General features: G+C 38.7%; 23 protein-coding genes and 1 tRNA gene. 22 read left to right on the top strand and 2 right to left on the bottom strand.

Annotated elements, in window-relative coordinates:
• Positions 1 to 15: 15 nt before the first annotated feature.
• The 18 genes from lgt (at position 16) to OR571_RS05705 (ending at position 15,359) form a co-directional block, all read left to right on the top strand.
• On the top strand, positions 16 to 825 hold the full coding sequence (gene lgt / locus OR571_RS05790; RefSeq protein WP_282241928.1) for a prolipoprotein diacylglyceryl transferase: 810 nt from the start codon (positions 16 to 18) through the stop codon (positions 823 to 825).
• 18 nt (positions 826 to 843) lie between these two features.
• Positions 844 to 1,782, top strand: coding sequence for a nucleoside recognition domain-containing protein (locus OR571_RS05785; RefSeq protein WP_282241927.1), 939 nt, complete (start codon positions 844 to 846; stop codon positions 1,780 to 1,782).
• Positions 1,779 to 2,435, top strand: a complete 657-nt coding sequence (gene ppaX, locus OR571_RS05780) for a pyrophosphatase PpaX (protein WP_282241926.1) — start codon at positions 1,779 to 1,781, stop codon at positions 2,433 to 2,435. The genes OR571_RS05785 and ppaX overlap by 4 nt, the downstream gene beginning before the upstream one ends.
• A complete protein-coding gene (locus OR571_RS05775; protein ID WP_282241925.1) occupies positions 2,432 to 2,941 on the top strand; it encodes an acyltransferase in 510 nt (169 codons plus the stop codon). Before ppaX ends, OR571_RS05775 begins: the two co-directional genes overlap by 4 nt.
• A gap of 179 nt (positions 2,942 to 3,120) precedes the next feature.
• A complete protein-coding gene (locus OR571_RS05770) occupies positions 3,121 to 4,299 on the top strand; it encodes an ATP phosphoribosyltransferase regulatory subunit (protein ID WP_282241924.1) in 1,179 nt (392 codons plus the stop codon).
• On the top strand, positions 4,292 to 4,921 hold the full coding sequence (gene hisG / locus OR571_RS05765; RefSeq protein WP_142539975.1) for an ATP phosphoribosyltransferase: 630 nt from the start codon (positions 4,292 to 4,294) through the stop codon (positions 4,919 to 4,921). The genes OR571_RS05770 and hisG overlap by 8 nt, the downstream gene beginning before the upstream one ends.
• A gap of 9 nt (positions 4,922 to 4,930) precedes the next feature.
• Positions 4,931 to 6,214: a histidinol dehydrogenase gene (gene hisD, locus OR571_RS05760; protein ID WP_282241923.1), complete on the top strand. Its 1,284-nt coding sequence runs from the start codon at positions 4,931 to 4,933 to the stop codon at positions 6,212 to 6,214.
• Complete coding sequence (gene hisB, locus OR571_RS05755; RefSeq protein WP_282241922.1) at positions 6,211 to 6,807, top strand: imidazoleglycerol-phosphate dehydratase HisB; 597 nt, start codon at positions 6,211 to 6,213, stop codon at positions 6,805 to 6,807. The genes hisD and hisB overlap by 4 nt, the downstream gene beginning before the upstream one ends.
• Before the next feature lie 14 nt (positions 6,808 to 6,821).
• Positions 6,822 to 7,565, top strand: a complete 744-nt coding sequence (gene hisA, locus OR571_RS05750; RefSeq protein ID WP_282241921.1) for a 1-(5-phosphoribosyl)-5-[(5-phosphoribosylamino)methylideneamino]imidazole-4-carboxamide isomerase — start codon at positions 6,822 to 6,824, stop codon at positions 7,563 to 7,565.
• Positions 7,559 to 8,314 carry an imidazole glycerol phosphate synthase subunit HisF gene (gene hisF / locus OR571_RS05745; RefSeq protein WP_282241920.1) on the top strand — a complete coding sequence of 252 codons (756 nt, stop codon included), beginning with the start codon at positions 7,559 to 7,561 and terminating at the stop codon, positions 8,312 to 8,314. Before hisA ends, hisF begins: the two co-directional genes overlap by 7 nt.
• Complete coding sequence (gene hisIE / locus OR571_RS05740; protein ID WP_282241919.1) at positions 8,311 to 8,937, top strand: bifunctional phosphoribosyl-AMP cyclohydrolase/phosphoribosyl-ATP diphosphatase HisIE; 627 nt, start codon at positions 8,311 to 8,313, stop codon at positions 8,935 to 8,937. The genes hisF and hisIE overlap by 4 nt, the downstream gene beginning before the upstream one ends.
• A 75-nt stretch (positions 8,938 to 9,012) precedes the next feature.
• Entirely contained in the window at positions 9,013 to 10,539 is a 1,527-nt protein-coding gene (locus OR571_RS05735; protein WP_282241918.1) for a tetratricopeptide repeat protein, read from the top strand.
• 69 nt (positions 10,540 to 10,608) lie between these two features.
• Positions 10,609 to 11,559, top strand: coding sequence for a thioredoxin-disulfide reductase (gene trxB, locus OR571_RS05730; protein WP_282241917.1), 951 nt, complete (start codon positions 10,609 to 10,611; stop codon positions 11,557 to 11,559).
• Positions 11,560 to 11,756: 197 nt separating this feature from the next.
• Complete coding sequence (locus OR571_RS05725) at positions 11,757 to 12,239, top strand: NUDIX domain-containing protein (RefSeq protein ID WP_282241916.1); 483 nt, start codon at positions 11,757 to 11,759, stop codon at positions 12,237 to 12,239.
• Positions 12,232 to 13,116, top strand: coding sequence for an RNase adapter RapZ (rapZ, locus tag OR571_RS05720; protein WP_282241915.1), 885 nt, complete (start codon positions 12,232 to 12,234; stop codon positions 13,114 to 13,116). Before OR571_RS05725 ends, rapZ begins: the two co-directional genes overlap by 8 nt.
• 4 nt (positions 13,117 to 13,120) lie before the next feature.
• On the top strand, positions 13,121 to 14,077 hold the full coding sequence (locus tag OR571_RS05715) for a gluconeogenesis factor YvcK family protein (protein WP_282241914.1): 957 nt from the start codon (positions 13,121 to 13,123) through the stop codon (positions 14,075 to 14,077).
• A gap of 63 nt (positions 14,078 to 14,140) precedes the next feature.
• Entirely contained in the window at positions 14,141 to 15,082 is a 942-nt protein-coding gene (gene whiA / locus OR571_RS05710; RefSeq protein ID WP_282241913.1) for a DNA-binding protein WhiA, read from the top strand.
• 19 nt (positions 15,083 to 15,101) lie between these two features.
• Positions 15,102 to 15,359 carry an HPr family phosphocarrier protein gene (locus OR571_RS05705; RefSeq protein WP_282241912.1) on the top strand — a complete coding sequence of 86 codons (258 nt, stop codon included), beginning with the start codon at positions 15,102 to 15,104 and terminating at the stop codon, positions 15,357 to 15,359.
• Positions 15,360 to 15,635: 276 nt separating this feature from the next.
• Here OR571_RS05705 and clpP read toward each other — a convergent pair whose 3' ends face one another.
• Entirely contained in the window at positions 15,636 to 16,232 is a 597-nt protein-coding gene (clpP, locus tag OR571_RS05700; RefSeq protein ID WP_142539987.1) for an ATP-dependent Clp endopeptidase proteolytic subunit ClpP, read from the bottom strand.
• A gap of 166 nt (positions 16,233 to 16,398) precedes the next feature.
• On the opposite strand from clpP, the gene OR571_RS05695 reads away from it, so the two are divergent.
• A tRNA-Arg gene (locus tag OR571_RS05695) sits at positions 16,399 to 16,470 on the top strand.
• Between the two features lie 69 nt (positions 16,471 to 16,539).
• On the opposite strand, the gene OR571_RS05690 is transcribed toward OR571_RS05695, so the two are convergent.
• A complete protein-coding gene (locus tag OR571_RS05690) occupies positions 16,540 to 17,487 on the bottom strand; it encodes a catalase family peroxidase (RefSeq protein WP_282241911.1) in 948 nt (315 codons plus the stop codon).
• 146 nt (positions 17,488 to 17,633) lie between these two features.
• Here OR571_RS05690 and OR571_RS05685 point away from each other — a divergent pair, with 146 nt between their 5' ends.
• The 3 genes from OR571_RS05685 (at position 17,634) to OR571_RS05675 (ending at position 19,567) form a co-directional block, all read left to right on the top strand.
• On the top strand, positions 17,634 to 18,212 hold the full coding sequence (locus tag OR571_RS05685) for a LemA family protein (RefSeq protein ID WP_282241910.1): 579 nt from the start codon (positions 17,634 to 17,636) through the stop codon (positions 18,210 to 18,212).
• Complete coding sequence (locus OR571_RS05680) at positions 18,212 to 19,015, top strand: TPM domain-containing protein (RefSeq protein ID WP_282241909.1); 804 nt, start codon at positions 18,212 to 18,214, stop codon at positions 19,013 to 19,015. The genes OR571_RS05685 and OR571_RS05680 overlap by 1 nt, the downstream gene beginning before the upstream one ends.
• Positions 19,016 to 19,120: 105 nt before the next feature.
• Complete coding sequence (locus OR571_RS05675; RefSeq protein WP_282241908.1) at positions 19,121 to 19,567, top strand: GNAT family N-acetyltransferase; 447 nt, start codon at positions 19,121 to 19,123, stop codon at positions 19,565 to 19,567.
• Positions 19,568 to 19,866 lie beyond the last annotated feature (299 nt).

The following is a 19,866-nucleotide window of genomic DNA, read 5'->3' as shown; positions in this document are numbered from 1 at the left end:
TGAAGGGAGTTACATATGAATTTATTACAAGCGATAGATCCGGTGGCTTTCTCATTAGGGTCATTAGAAGTGCGTTGGTACGGTATAATTATTGCGTTCGGAATAATTATAGCTTTTTTAGTAGCACAAAAAGAAATGGTGAAACGTGGATTTCATCCTGATTATTTAACTGATTTACTAATTTGGGCTGTACCAATCGCGATTATTAGTGCTCGAATTTATTATGTTATTTTTAAGTGGGATTATTACGGACAGAATCCTGGCAAAATCATTGAGATTTGGAATGGTGGAATCGCGATTCACGGAGCTTTAATTGGAGCGTTTATCACTGCCTACATTTTTACGAAAAAGAGGGGTACTTCTTTTTGGAAAGTTACGGATATTGTTGCTCCGAGTATTTTAATCGGACAAACAGTTGGGCGCTGGGGAAATTTCATGAACCAAGAAGCACATGGTGGGGAAGTAACGAGAAGCTTTTTAGAAAACTTAAAGCTTCCGGAATGGATTATTAATCAAATGTATATTGATGGTAAGTATTATCATCCTACTTTTTTATATGAATCGGTATGGAATTTAATCGGAGTTATCATTCTAATTCTTCTACGTAAAGTAAATTTACGTCGCGGAGAAATGGTCCTATTTTATTTGACCTGGTATTCAGTAGGTCGATTCTTTATTGAAGGAATGCGTACAGATAGCCTTTATTTAATAGGAGATTTACGACAAGCTCAGGTTATTTCTTTAGTAACGATTGCGATTGCAATTATTTTGTTTGTATATAGAAGAATGACGGTTAAACCAGTCGTTCGATATCAGGACAAGTAAGGGAAAGAAGGGAATTGTGTGGGGACATTAAAAAGGGGGCTTTTAGCAGGGCTAAAAACTACATGGACATTAAGTAAAGTGATTTTTCCAATTACTTTAATCGTAGTTATTTTGCAGTATACTCCAGTTCTCCCGTGGATCATCGATTTAATCTCGCCTTTTATGGGTCTGCTTGGGCTTAGAGGGGAAGCAGCTATCCCACTCGTTTTAGGAAATGCATTGAACCTCTATGCAGGTATAGCAGGAATCCTTTCACTGGATCTAACGGTGAAAGAAGTATTTATATTAGCCACGATGTTGTCATTTTCACATAATATCTTTATCGAAACAGGCGTTGCGCTACGAGTAGGAGTTAAACTTTGGGTTGTTTTAGTCGTTCGTTTTGGATTAGCTATTTTATCCGCCGTGGTTATCAATTTAGTTTGGCATGGTGGGGGAGAAATCGCTAAGTATGGTGCAATTGCAAGTACCGAGAAAATTCCTGATGGTTGGGGAGAGATTATTTTACTTGGCTTACAAAAAGCGACTTTTGGCGTCTTACAACTTGCACTAATTGTTATCCCATTAATGATTATTATCCAAGTGTTAAAGGACCGTAATTATTTGCAGAAGTTTTCCGAGAAGATTGCCCCATTTACGAAAGTTATTGGCATTCAGCAAAATGCCTCTTTAACACTTGTTGCGGGGCTTACAATAGGGCTTGCATATGGCGCTGGAGTGATGATACAGGCAGTGCAGGAGGATGGAGTAAGTAAAAAGGATGCGACACTTGCCTTTATCTTTTTAGTGGCATGTCATGCTGTCGTTGAGGATACGTTAATCTTTATACCATTAGGCGTACCAATTCTGCCTTTATTTTTAATAAGACTCGTGACAGCGTTTGTATTGACGATAATTGTCGCTTACATATGGCGTAAAGCGGAGCAAAGAAAGCAAGAGGAGGTGGTTACACTATGAAGGGAAAAGCTTATAAAGCACTATTGTTTGATTTCGATGGAACATTACTAGATACGAATGAGCTTATTATTCAATCTTTTTTACATGTTTTGGGAGAAAAATTTCCTGGGAAATATGATAGAGATAGTGTTTTACCATTTCTCGGGCCAACACTACAAGAAACGTTCCATGCCATAAATCCAGAACTAACGGAATCTCTTATGGCAGCTTATCGTGAATGGAATGTTCAGCATCATGATGATATGGTTGTACCGTTTGATGGGGTTGTCGAAACATTGTACAGATTAAAAGAAGAAGGCTACAAACTAGCGGTCGTATCGACAAAAAGAAAAGAAATGATTGGTAGAGGGATCAACCTGATGAAATGTGAGAATTTATTTGACACAATCATTGGACTAGATGATGTTAAAAATGCGAAGCCAGATCCCGAGCCGATTGAGCTTGCGCTTGAAAGACTCGGCGTTGGAAAAGAAGACGCCTTAATGATCGGTGATAATTTACATGATATCGTAGGTGGACAAAGAGCGGGAGTAGATACAGCTGCAGTCGCATGGTCTGTGAAAGGAGAAGCTTTCTTAGCAACTTACCTGCCAACTTATATGATTCATCATATAAGTGAACTTCTCGAAATTGCCAAAGGGCAGACTGTATGAGGAGAACGGAAAGATATCCTGTAAGTGGTGCGAATTCATTATGGCATGTATATGATACAGTTCCTTTTTGGAAAGTAGTGAAAAACTTTATTTTCATACAAGCAGCGAGATACTCTCCATTTTTAAGCTGGAAAAACTTTTTTTATCGTGTGTTTCTTAGAATGAAAGTAGGAAAAGAAACGTCTTTTGCGTTGATGGTGATGGTAGATGTCATGTTTCCTGAACGAATCAAAGTAGGGGAAAACACAATAGTCGGATATAATACAACGATATTAGCACATGAATATTTGATTGATGAGTACCGAATTGGTGATGTAATTATCGGAGATCGTGTGTTAATCGGAGCGAATTCTACAATCTTACCTGGTGTTACGATTGGAAATGACGCAGTTGTTTCTGCAGCTACTCTAGTAAATGCGGATGTTCCCGAAGGATGTTTTGTCGGGGGCAATCCGATGCGCATTATTTATACGAAGGAACAAATGATGGAAAGAAATAATAAATAACAACAAAGCTATTCTTCATGTGGAGGATAGCTTTTTTCTATAGAGCAAATACATAGTTTTTCTTAATATTCTAAAAGGAACTAACGGATAGATTGACGAAATGAGTAATATAGGATAAAATTTATATAATTTAACATATTAGTACTCTAGCATGATGAAGTGATATAAGGAGTGGTGAAATGGGTAAAATTCAAATGTTCGAGAAACCGCTAGGAATGAGAGATTCATTTCCGGAAGTAAACGAGCAAAAAGAATATATACGTTCAACGGCAAGAAACTTTATACGAAACAAAGGTTACGATTTTATCAAAACGCCATCTGTTGAGTATTTTGAAACAATCGGAAAAGCTTCAGCAATTGACGAATCTTCACTTTTTAAACTAGTAGACAATCAAGGAGAAACGCTTGTATTGCGTCCAGACATGACGACTCCTATTGCAAGAATTGCAGCATCGAAGCTACTAAAAGAAAAAAATCCATTGCGTCTTGCTTATTATGCAAATGTTTTCCGGGCACAGCAAAGAGAAGGTGGTCGTCCAGCAGAGTTCGAACAGCTAGGACTAGAGCTAATCGGTGATTTTAGTGCATATGGAGATAGTGAAATTATTCATACAGCAGTAGAGCTTGTGAAGGAACTTGGTGTAGAGAGCTTTCGAATTACGATAGGACATGCAGGATTATTAACGGCCTTTCTAACGAATAATACGAATACAGTGCAACAGGTAGACGCGCTAAGACAGCTATTAGTGGAAAAAAACTTCGTAGGTTTCGAGCAGGAGTTAGACAATCTAGGACTATTACAAGAACAAAAAGAGAATCTTACAAAGCTAATAGATTATACAATTGACTTTAAAGTATTTGAAAACTTCCGAGCCTATTTAACGAATGAACAGCAATATTTGATCAATCAGCTGGAGCAGTTTAAGCGTTTATTGGAACTTCAATTAAAAGATCCATCCATTGTTTCCTTCGATTTCTCACTTGCTAGTCATATGAGTTATTACACAGGCATGTTGTTTGAAATTTATGCGGCTGGAAGTGGTTTCCCGATTGGAAACGGTGGAAGATACGATGAATTATTCAAGCAGTTCGATGAGCAAGTAGGGGCTACGGGATTTGGTATACGAGTAGACAGACTTTTGGAAGTGTTGCCGAAAAGGGATGTTGAAGAAAAGCATACGCTTCTTTTATTTACAGAAGGTGCATATTTGAAGGCCAATGTGCTGGCAGAAGCAAGAAGAAACAATGCGGAACGTGTAACGCTTCAATATATAGAAAGTGTTCATGATTTGGATGTGTATAAACAAAGTTTTGATGAAGTACTAATTGTCTCAGAAGGTGGTTCTTTACGTGAATGAGTTAACAATTGCAATGCCGAAAGGGCGTATTTTCGAAGAAGCATATGAATTGTTTGTAGAAGCTGGGTTCGATCTTCCGAAAGAGATTAATGACTCTAGAAAGCTGATTGTCGAGGCACCAGAAGAAAGAATACAATTTATACTAGCGAAGCCAATGGATGTCCCAGTTTATGTGGAGCATGGAGTTGCTGACATCGGTATCGCTGGAAAAGACGTGCTATTAGAGCAGCTACGCGATGTTCATGAATTACTCGATTTGCATATTAGTAATTGTTATATTGCAACAGCAGGATTACCTAATACGATGATGAACGAAATAGCACCAAGAGTTGCGACGAAATATCCTACTATTGCGACAAACTTTTATAAAGAAAAGGGAGAGCAAGTGGAGATTATTGAACTTAATGGTTCTATTGAATTGGCGCCGATGATTGGATTAGCTGATCGCATCGTAGACATTGTTTCTACGGGCCAAACATTAAAAGAAAATGGCTTAGTCGAATATGAAAAAATTGTCGATATATCCTCTCGCTTAATCGTCAATCCAGTAAGCTACCGAGTTAAAAGTGAACGGATTCGTGCATTTGTTGCACAATTAAAAAACGAATTGATCAAAAGGTAGGGGAGCCCTATGAAAATAGAAAAGCTTACAAATGCAATTTCCTTGCAACGTTCTGTAGAACAGGCAAATGAAAATCACTTAGAGACGGTGCGTGAGGTAATCGAGCAGGTGAAACAAAAGGGAGACGAAGCCCTGTCTGCTTATACAGAAAAATGGGATGGTGCAAAACTAGCTTCTTTACAAGTAACTAAAGAAGAAATGGATGAGGCATTCGCTAGCTTCGACCCGCAATTGATTGAAGATTTAGAAGAATCGGCTAACAATATCCGTTTATTTCACTCCGAGCAAGCACGACAAAATATAGATTTCCCATTAGCTAAGAACTCTTATATTCAATATAAAATTTCGCCACTCGATGCGGTAGGGCTCTATGTTCCTGGAGGCACAGCAGCGTATCCGTCGTCCGTGTTGATGAATGCAATCCCAGCACTTGTAGCAGGGGTGAAACGGGTAGTGATTGTATCCCCACCATCAAAAGATGGCAAGCTACCGGCTTCGGTATTAGTAGCAGCTCGTATTGCAGGGGTGTCTGAAATCTATAAGGTAGGTGGAGCACAAGCGATTGCTGCGCTTGCTTACGGAACCGAAACAATTAAAGCAGTGGATAAAATTACAGGTCCAGGGAATAGCTTCGTGGCACTTGCAAAAAGAGAAGTGTTTGGAAAAGTTGCGATCGATATGATTGCAGGACCAAGTGAAATAGCGGTACTTGCGGATGATACGGCTTATGCAGACGAGGTAGCTTCGGATTTATTGGCACAGGCGGAGCATGACCGATTTGCGTGTTCAGTGCTAGTGACAACGAGTGAAAAACTAGCAGAGCAAGTTGCAATAGAAGTGGAAAACCAATTGAAACAACTTCCTAGAGAAGAAATAGCTAGAGCTTCTATTGAAAACTTCGGATGTATTTATATTGCCGAGACATTAGAGCAAGCTATATCAGCTATTAACGAGCTTGCACCAGAGCATTTAGAAATTATGACGGAGCATGCAGAAGCAGTTTGCGAAAAAATCAATCATGCCGGCGCCATTTTTATCGGTAGATTTAGCAGTGAACCAGTTGGAGATTATTTTGCTGGTACGAATCATGTGTTACCTACTAATAGCACAGCACGCTTTTCAAGCGGACTATGTGTCGATGATTTTGTAAAGAAAACGAGCGTTGTCTATTATTCAGAAGAAATGTGGCAAGCGCAATATCCAAAAATAGCACGCCTTGCAAGACTGGAACAATTAGAAGGGCATGCACGCTCGGTCGAATCGAGAAGTTGGGAGAAGGGGGATTTAAATTGACAAATAAAAGAACGGCGAAAATAGACAGAATGACCAATGAAACAAAAGTGTGGGTGGAGATAGATTTAGATGGAGAAGGAAAAGCGGAAATTGATACGGGCGTTCCATTCATGGATCATATGCTTGATTTATTTACAAAACATGGATTATTTGACGCAACGATCAAAGCGAATGGCGATACACACATCGATGACCACCATACAACAGAGGATATCGGAATCGTACTTGGTCAAGCAGTAAAAGAAGCGCTAGGAGATAAAAAAAGCATCAAACGATACGGAAACGCATTTGTGCCAATGGATGATGCATTAGCACAAGTAGTAATTGATATTTCAAACCGACCACACTTAGAATTCCGCGCTCAATTTCCTACGCAAAAAGTTGGGAATTTTGATACGGAGCTTGTACATGAATTTTTATGGAAATTTGCACTGGAAGCACGGATGAATGTACACGTAATCGTACACTACGGGGTCAATACACATCATATGATTGAAGCTATTTTCAAGGCACTAGCTCGTGCAATTGATGATGCGATTACAAAAGATGAACGAGTAAAGGGTGTACCTTCGACAAAAGGACTGCTTACATAATAGGGGGAAACAAAATGACGTCCATTCAAGTCTATCCAGCAATTGATATGAAGGGTGGAAAATGTGTCCGTTTATATCAAGGAGATTATGAGCAAGAAACAATTTATGGTGATTCACCATTTGATATGGCTAAAAAATTTGCAAATGAAGGAGCAACTTGGATTCATCTAGTCGATTTGGATGGTGCAAAAGATGGAGAGAAGATCCATGCAAACGAAGTTATCCGAATCGCTAAGGAGCTTCCTGTCAGCGTGCAAATTGGTGGAGGTATTCGTTCAAAGGAAGATGTGAGTTTTTATTTAACGAACGGAGTAACGCGTGTCATTATCGGAAGTCTCGCAATAGCAAAGCCAGAGCTAGTAGTAGAATTGTTAGAAGAGTTTGGCGGTGACCGAATCGTCATCGGTTTAGATGCAAAAGACGGCATGGTAGCGACTCATGGTTGGCTAGAGACATCTTCTCAATCTGCTATAGAAGTAGGTCAGTATTTTGCTTCCAAAGGTGCTAAGCATGTTATTTTTACAGATATCGCAACCGATGGAACACTTCAAGGGCCAAATTTAAAAGCAAACAAAGAGCTTGCAAAGGCAACAGGGTTATCCGTAATCGTTTCAGGTGGGATAAGCTCACTAGAAGATTTAGGAGAAGTAGCAAAACTGGCAAAGGATACGACGGTGCGTGGGGTCATTACAGGAAAAGCATTATACAATAACCGTTTCACATTGACAGAAGCATTACAGGAGGTTACAAAATGGTAAAGAAAATTATCCCATGCCTAGATGTGAAAGATGGGCGTGTTGTAAAAGGAATTCAATTCGTCGGACTAAGAGACGCTGGAGATCCGGCGGAGTTAGCTGCATTCTACGATAAAGAAGGAGCAGATGAACTCGTATTTTTAGATATTTCTGCGTCTGTAGAAGGTCGTGATACGATGCTAGAAGCAGTGAAAAAAACAGCAGCTCAAATTTCTATCCCATTAATCGTCGGTGGGGGAATTCGTACTACGGAGAATATGCAACAGCTACTGGATGCTGGTGCAAACAAAGTATCTATCAATAGTGCGGCAATAAGCAATCCTGCTGTTATTACAGAAGGTGCAAAAGCTTTCGGTTCCAATAAAATTATCGCTGCTATTGACGTGAAGTGGTCGAAGGAAGAGCAGGACTGGTTCGTCTACACACATGGCGGTCAAAAGAAAACAGACTGGAAAGCGGTAGACTGGGCGAAAGAAGTAGAGAAGCTTGGGGCAGGGGAAATCTTACTGACAAGCATGGATCGTGACGGGGAAAAGGATGGCTATGATATCGAGATTACGAAACAAGTGAAGGAAGCTGTTTCCATTCCTGTTACTGCCAGTGGTGGAGCCGGAAATGTCGAACATATACTGGCGGCTTTTACAGAAGCAAATGCGGATGCAGCGCTTGCAGCCTCCATTTTTCATTTCAAAGAAACGAGTGTAGCTGAAGTGAAAAATTACATACGTGAAAGAGGAGTCGAAGTGAAATGACCAACTTAAAATATGATGACAATGGACTTATCCCAGTAATCGTACAGCATGCCATTACACGTGAAGTACTAACGCTCGCTTATATGAACGAGGAATCGTATAAAAAAACAGTAGAAACAAAAGAAACATGGTTCTTCAGCAGAAGTAGACAAGAATTATGGCATAAGGGAGAAACATCGGGAAATACACAAAAAGTAGTGTCTATTCGTACGGACTGTGACTCAGATGCTTTAGTGGTAGAAGTTTTACCTACTGGACCTGCTTGCCATACTGGGGAGAATACTTGCTTCCATAACAGTTTAGAAAAGTTTGACGAGACTGTTGGTTATAATGTGGTCACTTCACTTATTAATACGATTAAGGAAAGACAGCAAACAATGCCAGAAGGAGCGTATACGACGTATCTATTCGAAAAAGGCGTAGATAAAATCTGTAAAAAAGTAGGAGAAGAGTCTGCCGAAGTTATTATTGCTTCTAAAAACGATGATGCAGAAGAGTTGAAATGGGAAGCGGCAGATCTAATTTATCACCTACTCGTCCTATTACAAAATCAACAAGTCAGCTTTTATGATTTGCTACAAGTACTCCAAAAAAGACATGAAGAGAAAGCCGATAAAAAATAATACTTTATGATATACTGAAGATTATACTAATAAGGAACGCTTTCGACGTTCCTTATTATTTTTCGGAGGATTATCTTGGATAAAAAAAGTAAAAAGGTTTTTAAGGAAAATATTATTTCATTTTTGCCTACGGGCGATTATTACTATAAAAAAGCTTTAGATGAGCTACAAAAAGAAAAATATGAGAAAGCCCATAAATATTTAAAAAGAGCGGTAGATTTAAGCCCAGATGACCCAGTTATTTTAATGCAATATGCCATTTTACAAATGGAATTAGATAAATTCGATGTAGCGCATGAACTTTTGAGACATGCTTATACAGTCAACCCAAGTGACCCAGAAATCGTTTTCTTTTTGGCAGAGGTGAACGCTCATATAGGAAATTTTATGGATGCGAATCGTTTTGCCAAAAAATATTTAGAGATGAATATAAACGGAGAATATACAGAGGATGCGATGGAAATAGTAGATTTCACGGAGCAGGAAGATGTTCTTTCTCTTCAAGTGGATGCACCGTCCTCGGAAGCTCTTTTTTTACAGGAAAAATCTCGTCGGTTAATGGAACAAGGGAAATTTCCAGAAGCGGTTGAATTGCTAGAAGACATTATTACGCAATATCCTGATTTTTGGGCAGCATTTAATAATTTGGCGCTTGCCTATTTTTATATTGGGGAAGAGGAACAAGCAAAGGCACTGCTTCATGAAGTGTTAAGGGAAAACAGAGGTAATATTCATGCGCTCTGTAATTTAGCCGTTATTTATTATTATGAAAAAAATACGGAAGAGTTAGAAGAGATCACTGAATTTTTATCTAAAATTAATCCTTACTTCATCGAGCATCGTTATAAATTAGGTGCTACATTTGCACTAATCGGCAAATACGAACAAGCATTTAAATGGTTAAGAAGTTTGCAACGTAAAGGATTTGAAGGGGATCCAGGTTTTTATTTTTGGTTATCTCATTCTGCCTACTTCTCGGGACATGAAGAAGTTGCGAAAAGCGCTTGGAATACATTATTAAAATTAGATCCCGAAAAAGCAGGATTTGAACCTTGGTTGCCACATATAAAAGATCTAGATGAATCGCAGATGGAGAACCAAAAGGAATTCATTTTAGAAAAGTTACAGAACCAACATGTGAGTGAGCGAATATTAGGTTTTTATCTGTTGGGAAAATCAGCGCATCGTCAAGAAATTATTTCCCATCCAAAATGGATTGTAGTAGAAGAATTGACGACAATGGAAAAATTATTTTTGGCAAATTCTTTAGGGCATTCATTTAACGAAAAATCTGTAGCTGAGAAAGCTTTTTTAAGAGCCATTGCTGCTACGGACTTACTTTATGAAAAACACAAGCCTTTAGAGCAATCGGCTACATTTTTATTTCAAATGTGGTTTGTGTTGGTGGAACGTGCGTTAAAAAAGGCGTACGGCTTCAAAAATCCACGAGCACTTGCAGCTGCAACGGAATATATGTTTGAATCTTCCCGAAAGAAAAATGTAACAAAAAAGCAATACGCAGAAGAATACGGAATTACAACTTCTACCCTGACGAAATATGTAAATGAACTCATGCAATTTTTGCCATTATTTGACGCATAGGCATAAAAGTTGAAGCAGGTATAAAAATCCTATAGATTGATGGTAGAAGCAATGTAGGAGGAATGTCAGATGACTGAAGAAAAAATTTATGATGTGATAATAATTGGAGCAGGTCCTGCAGGGATGACTGCCGCTGTTTATACTTCTCGTGCGAATCTTTCTACTTTAATGATAGAACGTGGTATTCCAGGTGGACAAATGGCAAATACAGAAGAGGTCGAAAACTATCCAGGTTTTGAAATGATTTTAGGTCCGGAGCTTTCGACAAAAATGTTCGACCATGCGAAAAAATTCGGTGCAGAATATGCATATGGAGACGTATCTGAAATCGTCGATGGAGAAGTTTATAAAACAGTAAAAGTAAGCGGTAAAGAATATAAAGCACTTGCAGTTATTATTTCATCCGGTGCAGAGTATAAAAAAATGGGTATTCCCGGAGAAACTGAACTTGGTGGACGCGGTGTAAGTTATTGCGCAGTTTGTGATGGTGCATTCTTTAAAGGGAAAAACCTCGTAGTAGTAGGTGGAGGAGATTCCGCTGTTGAGGAAGGTGCATTTTTAACGAAATTTGCGGATAAAGTAACGATTGTTCACCGTCGTGATCAGTTACGTGCACAGAAAATTTTACAAGACCGAGCATTTGCAAACGAAAAAATCGACTTTATCTGGAATACAACGTTAAAAGAAATTCACGGTAAAGAAGGTAAAGTAGGAAGCGTAACATTAGTTTCAACTGTAGATGGCTCTGAAAGAGAATTCCAAACAGATGGAGTTTTTGTATATGTTGGAATGCTTCCATTAACAAAACCATTTTCGAATTTAGGAATTTTAAACGAAAACGGATATATCGTAACGAACGAAAGAATGGAAACAGCTGTACCTGGAATTTTTGGTGCAGGAGATGTGCGTGATAAAATGCTACGTCAAATTGTTACGGCTACTGGGGATGGAAGTATCGCTGCACAAGCGGCACAACACTATATTGAAAATGTAAAAGAAAAGACAGCGACGAACGCTTGATTTAATTATTTCTTAATCGATTTGTAACCTGCTTGAAACAATTATAGCGTATAGTTAGAAATATAAATTGACCCCCCTTTTATATAAGAAATAGTTGAACAGGCTGTTTCGCGATTTTAATCGTGAAGCAGCCTCTTTTTGTGAAAATTAATGTATAATAAAATTATTAACACATGATAGATGTGGAGTGACAATTCGTGCAAAGAATCGCAAATTTACTAATATGCAAAGATGGCAAAGTTCTTTTATTAAAAAAGCCTAGGAGAAACTGGTACGTTGCTCCTGGCGGGAAGATGGAATCAGGAGAATCCATCCTCGTTTCTGCAATTCGAGAGTTTACCGAGGAAACGAATGCTAAACCTATTAAACCGCATTTAAAAGGGATATACACGATGGTGATCGAAGAGGATGGCAAACAAATAGATGAGTGGATGTTATTCACATTTGTTGCGAAGGATTTGGAAGGTACACCATTTCATGAAACAAGAGAAGGTCTTTTAGAATGGCATCCAGTAGAAGCTTTACACACGCTTCCAATGGCTGAAGGCGATCGAACAAATTTGTTATTTGCTGTGCAAGAAAAAGGTATGCAATATGGAACATTCGTGTACACACCTGATTTTTCATTGATAACAGAAACGATTCAGCAAACATCGGAGGGAGAAATAAACAATGGATAGTACGCAAAAGCCAGAAACTGAAGTGGTCATTATTACAGGAATGTCTGGAGCAGGTAAGACAGTTGCCATTCAGAGTTTTGAAGATCTTGGGTATTATTGTATTGATAATTTGCCACCAGAGCTTTTAGGTACATTCATTAAGCTAATGATCGATTCCAATAAACAGCCTCGAAATATCGCAGCAGTAATGGATTTACGAGGGGGAGAAATGTTCCATTCTTTAGTGGAATCGGTCAATCAGCTGCAAGAAGCTACAACGATAACTCCAAAAGTATTATTCTTAGATGCAAAAGATGAAGTATTAGTTAGAAGATATAAAGAGACTAGACGCTCTCATCCACTAGCAGATTCCGGGCTACCGCTAGATGGTATAAAAAAAGAAAGAGAGTTACTTTCTGAGTTAAGAGGAAGAGCTCAATTTATTTATAATACATCTACGATGAAACCCCGCCAGTTAAGGGAAAAAATACAAGATGAATTTTCGTCAAAAGGTAGTAAAGTATTTACTGTGAATATAATGTCATTTGGATTTAAACATGGTATCCCGATCGATGCCGATTTAGTGTTTGATGTTCGATTTCTTCCCAATCCGTTCTATATAGAAGAACTAAAACCGAAATCAGGGCTGGATGAAGAGGTATCTAGCTATGTATTAAAATGGGCAGATACAAAGACATTAATCGAGAAGTTAACGGATTTGTTTTTATTTATGATTCCGCAGTATAAGCGAGAAGGTAAAACGCAGCTAATTATCGCTTTTGGTTGTACAGGTGGTCAACATCGTTCCGTTACTTTAGCTGAATACTTTGGTAAACTATTAAAAGCAGATGATAAAACGGTTATTACACATAGAGATGTTACGATAAGAAAGGAATGAAGGAATGGAGCGTACAAAACACCGTAAGAAAATAGTTATTATTGGTGGTGGTACGGGACTATCTACATTGCTTCGTGGTTTAAAGAAATTCCCACTCGACATTACAGCAATTGTCACTGTAGCAGATGATGGTGGAAGTTCTGGTCGATTACGGGATGATTATGATATTCCACCACCTGGAGATGTTCGAAATGTATTGGCAGCACTTTCGGATGTAGAACCTTTAGTGGAAGAAATGTTCCAGTATCGTTTTTCTAAATCAGAAGAGCTGAAAGGCCATTCTTTAGGAAACTTAATGCTAGCAGCGTTAACTTCTATTACAGGTGATTTTGCTAATGCCATTAGTGAGATGAGCCGTGTATTAAAGGTTCACGGGAAGGTTCTTCCTGCAGCCAATCAAATAGTGACTCTCCATGCACAATTTGAAGATCAAAAAATTGTAAGTGGAGAATCTAAAATTCCATCATATGGAAAGAGAATAGAGAAGGTCTTTATTTCGCCATCTGATGTGAAACCGTTACCAGAAACAATTAATACAATACGGGAAGCCGATATTATCGCAATTGGACCTGGAAGTCTATATACTAGTATTTTACCGAATTTACTGGTGGAAGGTATAAAAGAGGCAATTATCTGTTCAAAAGCGAAGAAGGTTTATATTTGTAATTTAATGACACAGGCCGGGGAAACGAGTGATTATACTGCATTTGATCATGTTCACGCTTTAATTGATCATGTTGGTGAAAATTTCTTAGATGTGGTATTGATTAGTAATGAAGAGATCCCTGAAAATGTACAATATTTATACAAGCAGGAAAAAGCATCACCTGTCAAAATAGATATAGAGCAACTAGAAACATTAAACTTAGAAGTTGTGAAAAAAGACATTTCCATCGTCCATAGTGGTGCAGTGCGTCATGATGCGATGAAAGTAGCGAAATGGCTAGTAGAATATGCGTAAATGATTATAGTTGAGTTCTCAACAAGTGAAAGTAATCATTAGCAAGAAAGGGGGAAACGGATTATGTCGTTTGCTTCTGAAACAAAAAAAGAAATGACGCAGGAAGAGTCCAAACCATGTTGTGCAAAAGCCGAACTATCCGCACTTATTCGAATGAACGGATCGCTATCATTTAGTAATAAAGCGCTTAGTTTAGATGTACAAACCGAAAATGCAGCAATTGCTAGAAGGTTGTACACTCTGATAAAATCGTTATATCCATATCAAGTAGAATTGCTTGTTCGAAAAAAAATGAGATTGAAAAAAAATAATGTTTATATTTGTCGTATCCGAGATGGAGCAAAAGAGTTATTAGAGGATTTACAAATATTGAAGGATCATTTTCAATTTGAATATTCTATTTCAAAAGAGTTAGTGAAAAAGAATTGCTGTAAGCGTGCTTATTTAAGAGGTGCGTTTTTAGCTGGAGGTTCTGTTAATAATCCGGAAACGTCTTCATATCATTTAGAAATTTATTCGTTATACAAAACGCATAGTGACGCACTAGTAGATTTGATGAATGGATTTGAGTTGAATGCGAAAACGATTGAACGGAAAAAAGGCTTTGTTGCCTATTTGAAGGAAGCAGAAAAAATTTCTGATTTCTTAAGCATCGCAGGAGCCCACAGTGCCTTATTGAAATTTGAGGATGTCCGCATTATCAGAGATATGCGAAATAGCGTAAATCGTTTAGTTAACTGTGAAACAGCTAATCTAAACAAGACAATTAGTGCAGCTATTCGTCAAGTAGAGAATATACGATATATAGAAAGCTCTATCGGTCTCGACCAATTACCAGACAAACTTCGGGAAATTGCACGTTTACGTGTTGAATATCAAGATGTAACATTAAAAGAATTAGGGGAAATGGTTTCCACTGGAAATGTTAGTAAATCCGGTATTAACCATCGATTACGAAAAATAGATGAAATCGCAGATGCACTTCGTAGAGGCGAAACAATTTAGTGAAATGGAGCGTATATTGATGACAGAAAAACAAGTCGAAGTGAAATTACCCTCGGGATTACAAGCAAGACAAGCAGCGTTATTTGTACAAGAGGCAAATCGTTATATTGCAGATGTATACTTAGAAAAAGATGAGAAAAAAGTAAACGCTAAAAGTATCATGGGCATCATGAGCCTAGCAATAAGCAAAGGAATTACGGTAAACTTAAGCGCAGAAGGCTCAGACGAGGATGAAGCGGTAGAAACATTAGCAAAGTTTATCGCCAATGAAGAATAAAAACAAAGGGCTGTCCCATTCGGTCAAGTTGGACTCGGGGATGGCTTTTTTTGTGGCTTGGCTACCAATACGTTGCGCATTTGAAGGGGAATGTTGCGCGTATGTGCTATAACGTTGCGAGTAGTGATAATAACGTTGCGTGTTCGAAGAGGAACATTGCGCAAATGGACTTCAACGTTGCGCGTATTTAAATTATGCTTTTCCACATAAGAGGCTTTAAGTCTCACCCAATAAAAAATACCCAAGGAAAGTAAATTTCCTTGGGTACAATTTGTATTATGATTTTTTCATTTCGCTGCGTTCGATGATGTGGTCGATTAAACCATATTCTTTTGCACGTTCAGCAGTCATGAAGTTATCACGATCTGTGTCTCTAGCAATTATTTCGATTGGTTGACCAGTGCGTTCCGAAATGATTGTATTCAATTTATCGCGTAAGAATAAAATGCGTTTTGCAGCAATTTCGATTTCTGTTGCTTGCCCTTGAGCTCCACCAAGTGGTTGGTGAATCATTACTTCAGCATTTGGAAGCGCATAGCGTTTTCCAGGGGTTCCAGCTGTAAGAAGGAATGCTCCCATAGAAGCAGCCATACCGATACAAATTGTTTGTACATCTGGTTTGATGAACTGCATTGTATCGTAGATTGCCATACCAGCTGTAATGCTACCGCCTGGGCTGTTAATGTAGATAGAAATATCTTTATCTGGATCTTCTGCTTCTAGAAATAGAAGCTGTGCAACGATTGAGTTAGCTACATTGTCATCAATGCCGCTTCCAAGCATAATAATTCGGTCTTTTAATAATCGTGAATAAATATCATACGCACGTTCTCCACGATTTGTTTGTTCGATTACTGTAGGAATTAAATTCATCCTGATTGCCTCCTTCAAAGGTGGTATTGTCTGTTATTGATTACTGAAAAGTATATCTCAGCTGTAACTTTATCATACACATTAAGGTCAAGGAAGGTCAAATATTAAGCACTAAAAAGTTAAGTTGAAATATTTATAAATCATTTGTATAATAGATTAGTCGCTTGCCCTCGTAGTTTAATGGATATGACACAAGATTCCGGTTCTTGGGATGGGGGTTCGATTCCCTCCGAGGGCGTTTTATCAATTTAATAAAGTACAGTCCATAAACACTTGAAGTATGATTTCCATGCTTCAAGTGTTTTTTCTATTCATTTTTCATACGACGATTATAAGAGACCGCATAGGCATCATGACGAAAGTGAAGAATAGGATCTGCAGTGAGCTCGATTCCTTCAGTCACTATAGTCGGATCAAACAAAATAGGATCATTTGGAAAAAGAGCTTTGTTTAATGTTAATTGACCAACTATTATTTGTTGCCTGTCTTCTGGCCAATCAACTGTTGGATCATCCGTAGCATCATCCTCTGTGCCTAAACGAATGACTAGGTTAAAAGAAACCGGCCCATTTTTTAATCTTTCGTGAAGGTCTTCCTCGAGATAATCGGGAGATGTTATTTTTGATGCTGGCTTCTCCAGCCAAGCTTCTTTTTCTTGTACAGGCTGCCACTCATATTTTATCGCTTGGCATTTTCCATCTTGATTGACAAAATAGAATGCGTGTATTGGGTAATAGTGGAGAAACGAATAGCTTATGGGTGGCTGTTTAAATTGTTCTTGCAGAGCAAGCAAGATATTTTTTCTCTCTGGATACTTTTTGATAATATTCAACACACCTATTGCTAAATCCACTTTGTCCAATCCGGTTTTAGTTGCCGTTAAAATTTTCAACATATCTATAAAGGTTTTTGGATCTTTTGTTATGAAAATAGGTATGGTGGTACTAATTAGATGACTTGCAGTTCCATCTGGTAAATGAAATTGCACAGACATACCTTTAAAAGGTGAAAGAAAATCGGAAGCTGTTGGGTTTGGCGGACTGTTTGAAAACCGGACAGTTGCAGATACCGCTTCCTTTTGCAAATGTGCAGCCGTTGTATAGGCTATGGCATTCCCATTAGGTGTAAACGTTGCCTCGAAAAACAACCCTTTCGCATGTGCGCGACGTGCTCCCGGAAACCTTCCTTGAATCTTTTCCAGTGTATCGATTGCATCTGTTGGCATGGAATCATTCGGATTGTTCATACTATTCATGTGAATCACCTCCGATTATTGATCGGTCTATTCATCCTTACCCTAATTTTTTTATATTAATCAAAAGAAATGAACAAGTTAAGGTATGTTTCGCAATAGCTTTTTAAAGGTAAATGAATATTAAACTTAAGTTAGAGGTGAATAGAATGAAAAAATTATTAGGACCGCTTGTCATCATTATCGTGATTATAGCAATCATTGCAGTGGTTTTATTCTCAAGTAAAAACAGCTTTGTAGATGCTGAAGAAGATGTGAATAAAGCATACGCACAAGTAGAAAATCAGCTGCAACGTCGTTTGGATTTAATTCCAAATCTAGTGAATACAGTGAAAGGCTTTGCTTCTCATGAAAAAGAAGTACTCAGCAATATCGCAGATGCTCGTTCGAAATTAGCAGGAGCGACTACTCCAGAAGATCAAGCAGCTGCCAATGACCAATTATCTGGCGCATTAAGCAGATTATTAGTAGTTGTAGAAAATTATCCAGAGTTAAAAGCGGATGCGAACTTCCGTCAATTAATGGATGAGCTTGCGGGAACAGAGAATCGATTGTCTGTAGCAAGGCAAGACTATAATGCAGTGGTATCGGACTACAATAAAAAAGTAAAACGTATGCCTGGAAGTATTGTAGCTTCTATTTTTGGCTTTGATGAAAAAGAATATTTTAAAGCAGATGCAGCTGCACAGGATGCTCCAGTAGTGGACTTTGAAGGAGATGGAGAATAATGAAAAAAGTTGCGCGTCTGCTCCTAGCTGCGCTACTTTTATTTCTTTTCTTACCAATCGTAGCTGTAGCAGCAACGGATATACCTAAGCCGATACCTGGAGAATCCTATGTACAGGATTACGAGGGCTTTTTATCAGAGACGACTAAACAAGAAGTAGAAGCGCTTGGACTGAAATTAGATAAGGCGACAGGCTCACAAATTGTCGTCATGATTATTAATTCCTTAAATGGGCAAGATGTCAATCAGTTTAGCGTGGATGTTATACGAGAGTTTGGGATTGGGGATAAAGAGAAAAACAATGGTGTTTTGTTTGTGATCGAAACAGACCCTACAAAGCAAGGTAATCGAGATGTATATATTGCCGTAGGTCAAGGTCTCGAAGGTGCGTTGCCTGATGGAAAACTCGGACGTATCTTGGATGATTACACTTATCCATACCTAGAGCAAGGGGCCGTTGATGATGCAGTTCTTTCCACATACCAGGTTTTATACAATGAAGTTGCGACAGAATATGGCTGGGATGGAGAACTAGAAGATCCGAAAGATCCAGCAGCTTCCGGTGGAGGCTTTTCGTTTTCCACAATTATTATCGTTATCTTCGTGATTTATATGATTATCACCATTATGTCTGGTGGTCGCGGAGGCGGTGGTGGAAGACCTGGCTCCGGTGGTAGACGCTCTACACGCATGTTTGGGCCAGGAAGCTACGGAGGAGGCTTTGGCGGAAGAAGTTCAGGCGGAGGTTTCGGCGGCTTCGGTGGTGGTAGCTCCGGAGGCGGTGGAGCAGGCCGCAAATGGTAAATCATGAATAAAAAGCCCTTTTGGGGGCTTTTTTTCGTGTAATTATATGTTTGATTTGCCATTCCTGTTAAAATAATCTTGATGAGAGGAATGGGGGATTTGGGATTGAAACTTGTAGAGATCAATAAAGATAATTGGTTAAGAACAGTTCTTTTAACGACGAATGAGGACGGAAAAGCAACCGTAGTAGAAAAATTTGTAGCCTCCAATGCGTTATCAATCGTGCAATCGATTTACGAAAATGGATGGATTGTTAAAGGCATTGAGGTAGATGACAAGGTTATTGGCTTTGCGATGTATGGATTAGATGACGATACGAAGAATTACTGGATCTGCCGCTTAATGATTGATCATACATGTCAGGGAAAAAGCTACGGCAGAAAGGCTATACAATTGATCTTGGACGAAATGCAACAGCTAGACGGCTGTGAAACAATTTATCTATCGACAGAACCAGATAATGAAGTTGCTATCAAGTTATACGAAAGCTTCGGATTCCAAAAAACAGGCAACATGAATGAAGGGGAAGTAGAGTTTCTGTTGAAATTATGAGCAAGTGTTCCACAAGAAAAAACCAACGATTCGTTGGTTTTTATGATTGGTTAGGAAACTATAGATTAATTGGACAAGGCGATAACTTATATCAAATAGCATAAGGGCACGCTTTATTTTACTCGTAGTTTAGAGAAACTGCGCAGTAAGAAATTTTATTAAGTAACCACTAGGATTTTCGCTTTAGGAGGACGCTTTCCGCGGGCATGGCTTCAGCCTCCTCGTCGCTTTGCTCCTGCGGGGTCTTCAGCTCATGCTATTCTCGCTGGAGTCGCCTCCTTTCGCTACAATCTATGAAG

The sequence above is a fragment of the Psychrobacillus sp. NEAU-3TGS genome, assembly GCF_029955155.1.
GTDB lineage: Bacteria > Bacillota > Bacilli > Bacillales_A > Planococcaceae > Psychrobacillus.
Note: the sequence above shows the minus strand (reverse complement) of the source record. Positions and strands in the feature narration are given on the sequence as shown.

What these genes read in the sequence shown, in the direction of transcription:
- OR571_RS05685 (WP_282241910.1), top strand. Translation starts at nt 17,634, where the DNA reads ATGAAAAAATTATTAGGACCGCTTGTCATCATTATCGTGATTATAGCA.
- OR571_RS05770 (WP_282241924.1), top strand. Translation starts at nt 3,121, where the DNA reads ATGGGTAAAATTCAAATGTTCGAGAAACCGCTAGGAATGAGAGATTCA.
- OR571_RS05715 (WP_282241914.1), top strand. Translation starts at nt 13,121, where the DNA reads ATGGAGCGTACAAAACACCGTAAGAAAATAGTTATTATTGGTGGTGGT.
- OR571_RS05775 (WP_282241925.1), top strand. Translation starts at nt 2,432, where the DNA reads ATGAGGAGAACGGAAAGATATCCTGTAAGTGGTGCGAATTCATTATGG.
- OR571_RS05705 (WP_282241912.1), top strand. Translation starts at nt 15,102, where the DNA reads ATGACAGAAAAACAAGTCGAAGTGAAATTACCCTCGGGATTACAAGCA.
- OR571_RS05680 (WP_282241909.1), top strand. Translation starts at nt 18,212, where the DNA reads ATGAAAAAAGTTGCGCGTCTGCTCCTAGCTGCGCTACTTTTATTTCTT.
- hisIE (WP_282241919.1), top strand. Translation starts at nt 8,311, where the DNA reads ATGACCAACTTAAAATATGATGACAATGGACTTATCCCAGTAATCGTA.
- hisD (WP_282241923.1), top strand. Translation starts at nt 4,931, where the DNA reads ATGAAAATAGAAAAGCTTACAAATGCAATTTCCTTGCAACGTTCTGTA.
- rapZ (WP_282241915.1), top strand. Translation starts at nt 12,232, where the DNA reads ATGGATAGTACGCAAAAGCCAGAAACTGAAGTGGTCATTATTACAGGA.
- hisF (WP_282241920.1), top strand. Translation starts at nt 7,559, where the DNA reads ATGGTAAAGAAAATTATCCCATGCCTAGATGTGAAAGATGGGCGTGTT.
- whiA (WP_282241913.1), top strand. Translation starts at nt 14,141, where the DNA reads ATGTCGTTTGCTTCTGAAACAAAAAAAGAAATGACGCAGGAAGAGTCC.
- trxB (WP_282241917.1), top strand. Translation starts at nt 10,609, where the DNA reads ATGACTGAAGAAAAAATTTATGATGTGATAATAATTGGAGCAGGTCCT.
- clpP (WP_142539987.1), bottom strand. Translation starts at nt 16,232, where the DNA reads ATGAATTTAATTCCTACAGTAATCGAACAAACAAATCGTGGAGAACGT.
- OR571_RS05690 (WP_282241911.1), bottom strand. Translation starts at nt 17,487, where the DNA reads ATGAATAGTATGAACAATCCGAATGATTCCATGCCAACAGATGCAATC.
- ppaX (WP_282241926.1), top strand. Translation starts at nt 1,779, where the DNA reads ATGAAGGGAAAAGCTTATAAAGCACTATTGTTTGATTTCGATGGAACA.
- hisA (WP_282241921.1), top strand. Translation starts at nt 6,822, where the DNA reads ATGACGTCCATTCAAGTCTATCCAGCAATTGATATGAAGGGTGGAAAA.
- lgt (WP_282241928.1), top strand. Translation starts at nt 16, where the DNA reads ATGAATTTATTACAAGCGATAGATCCGGTGGCTTTCTCATTAGGGTCA.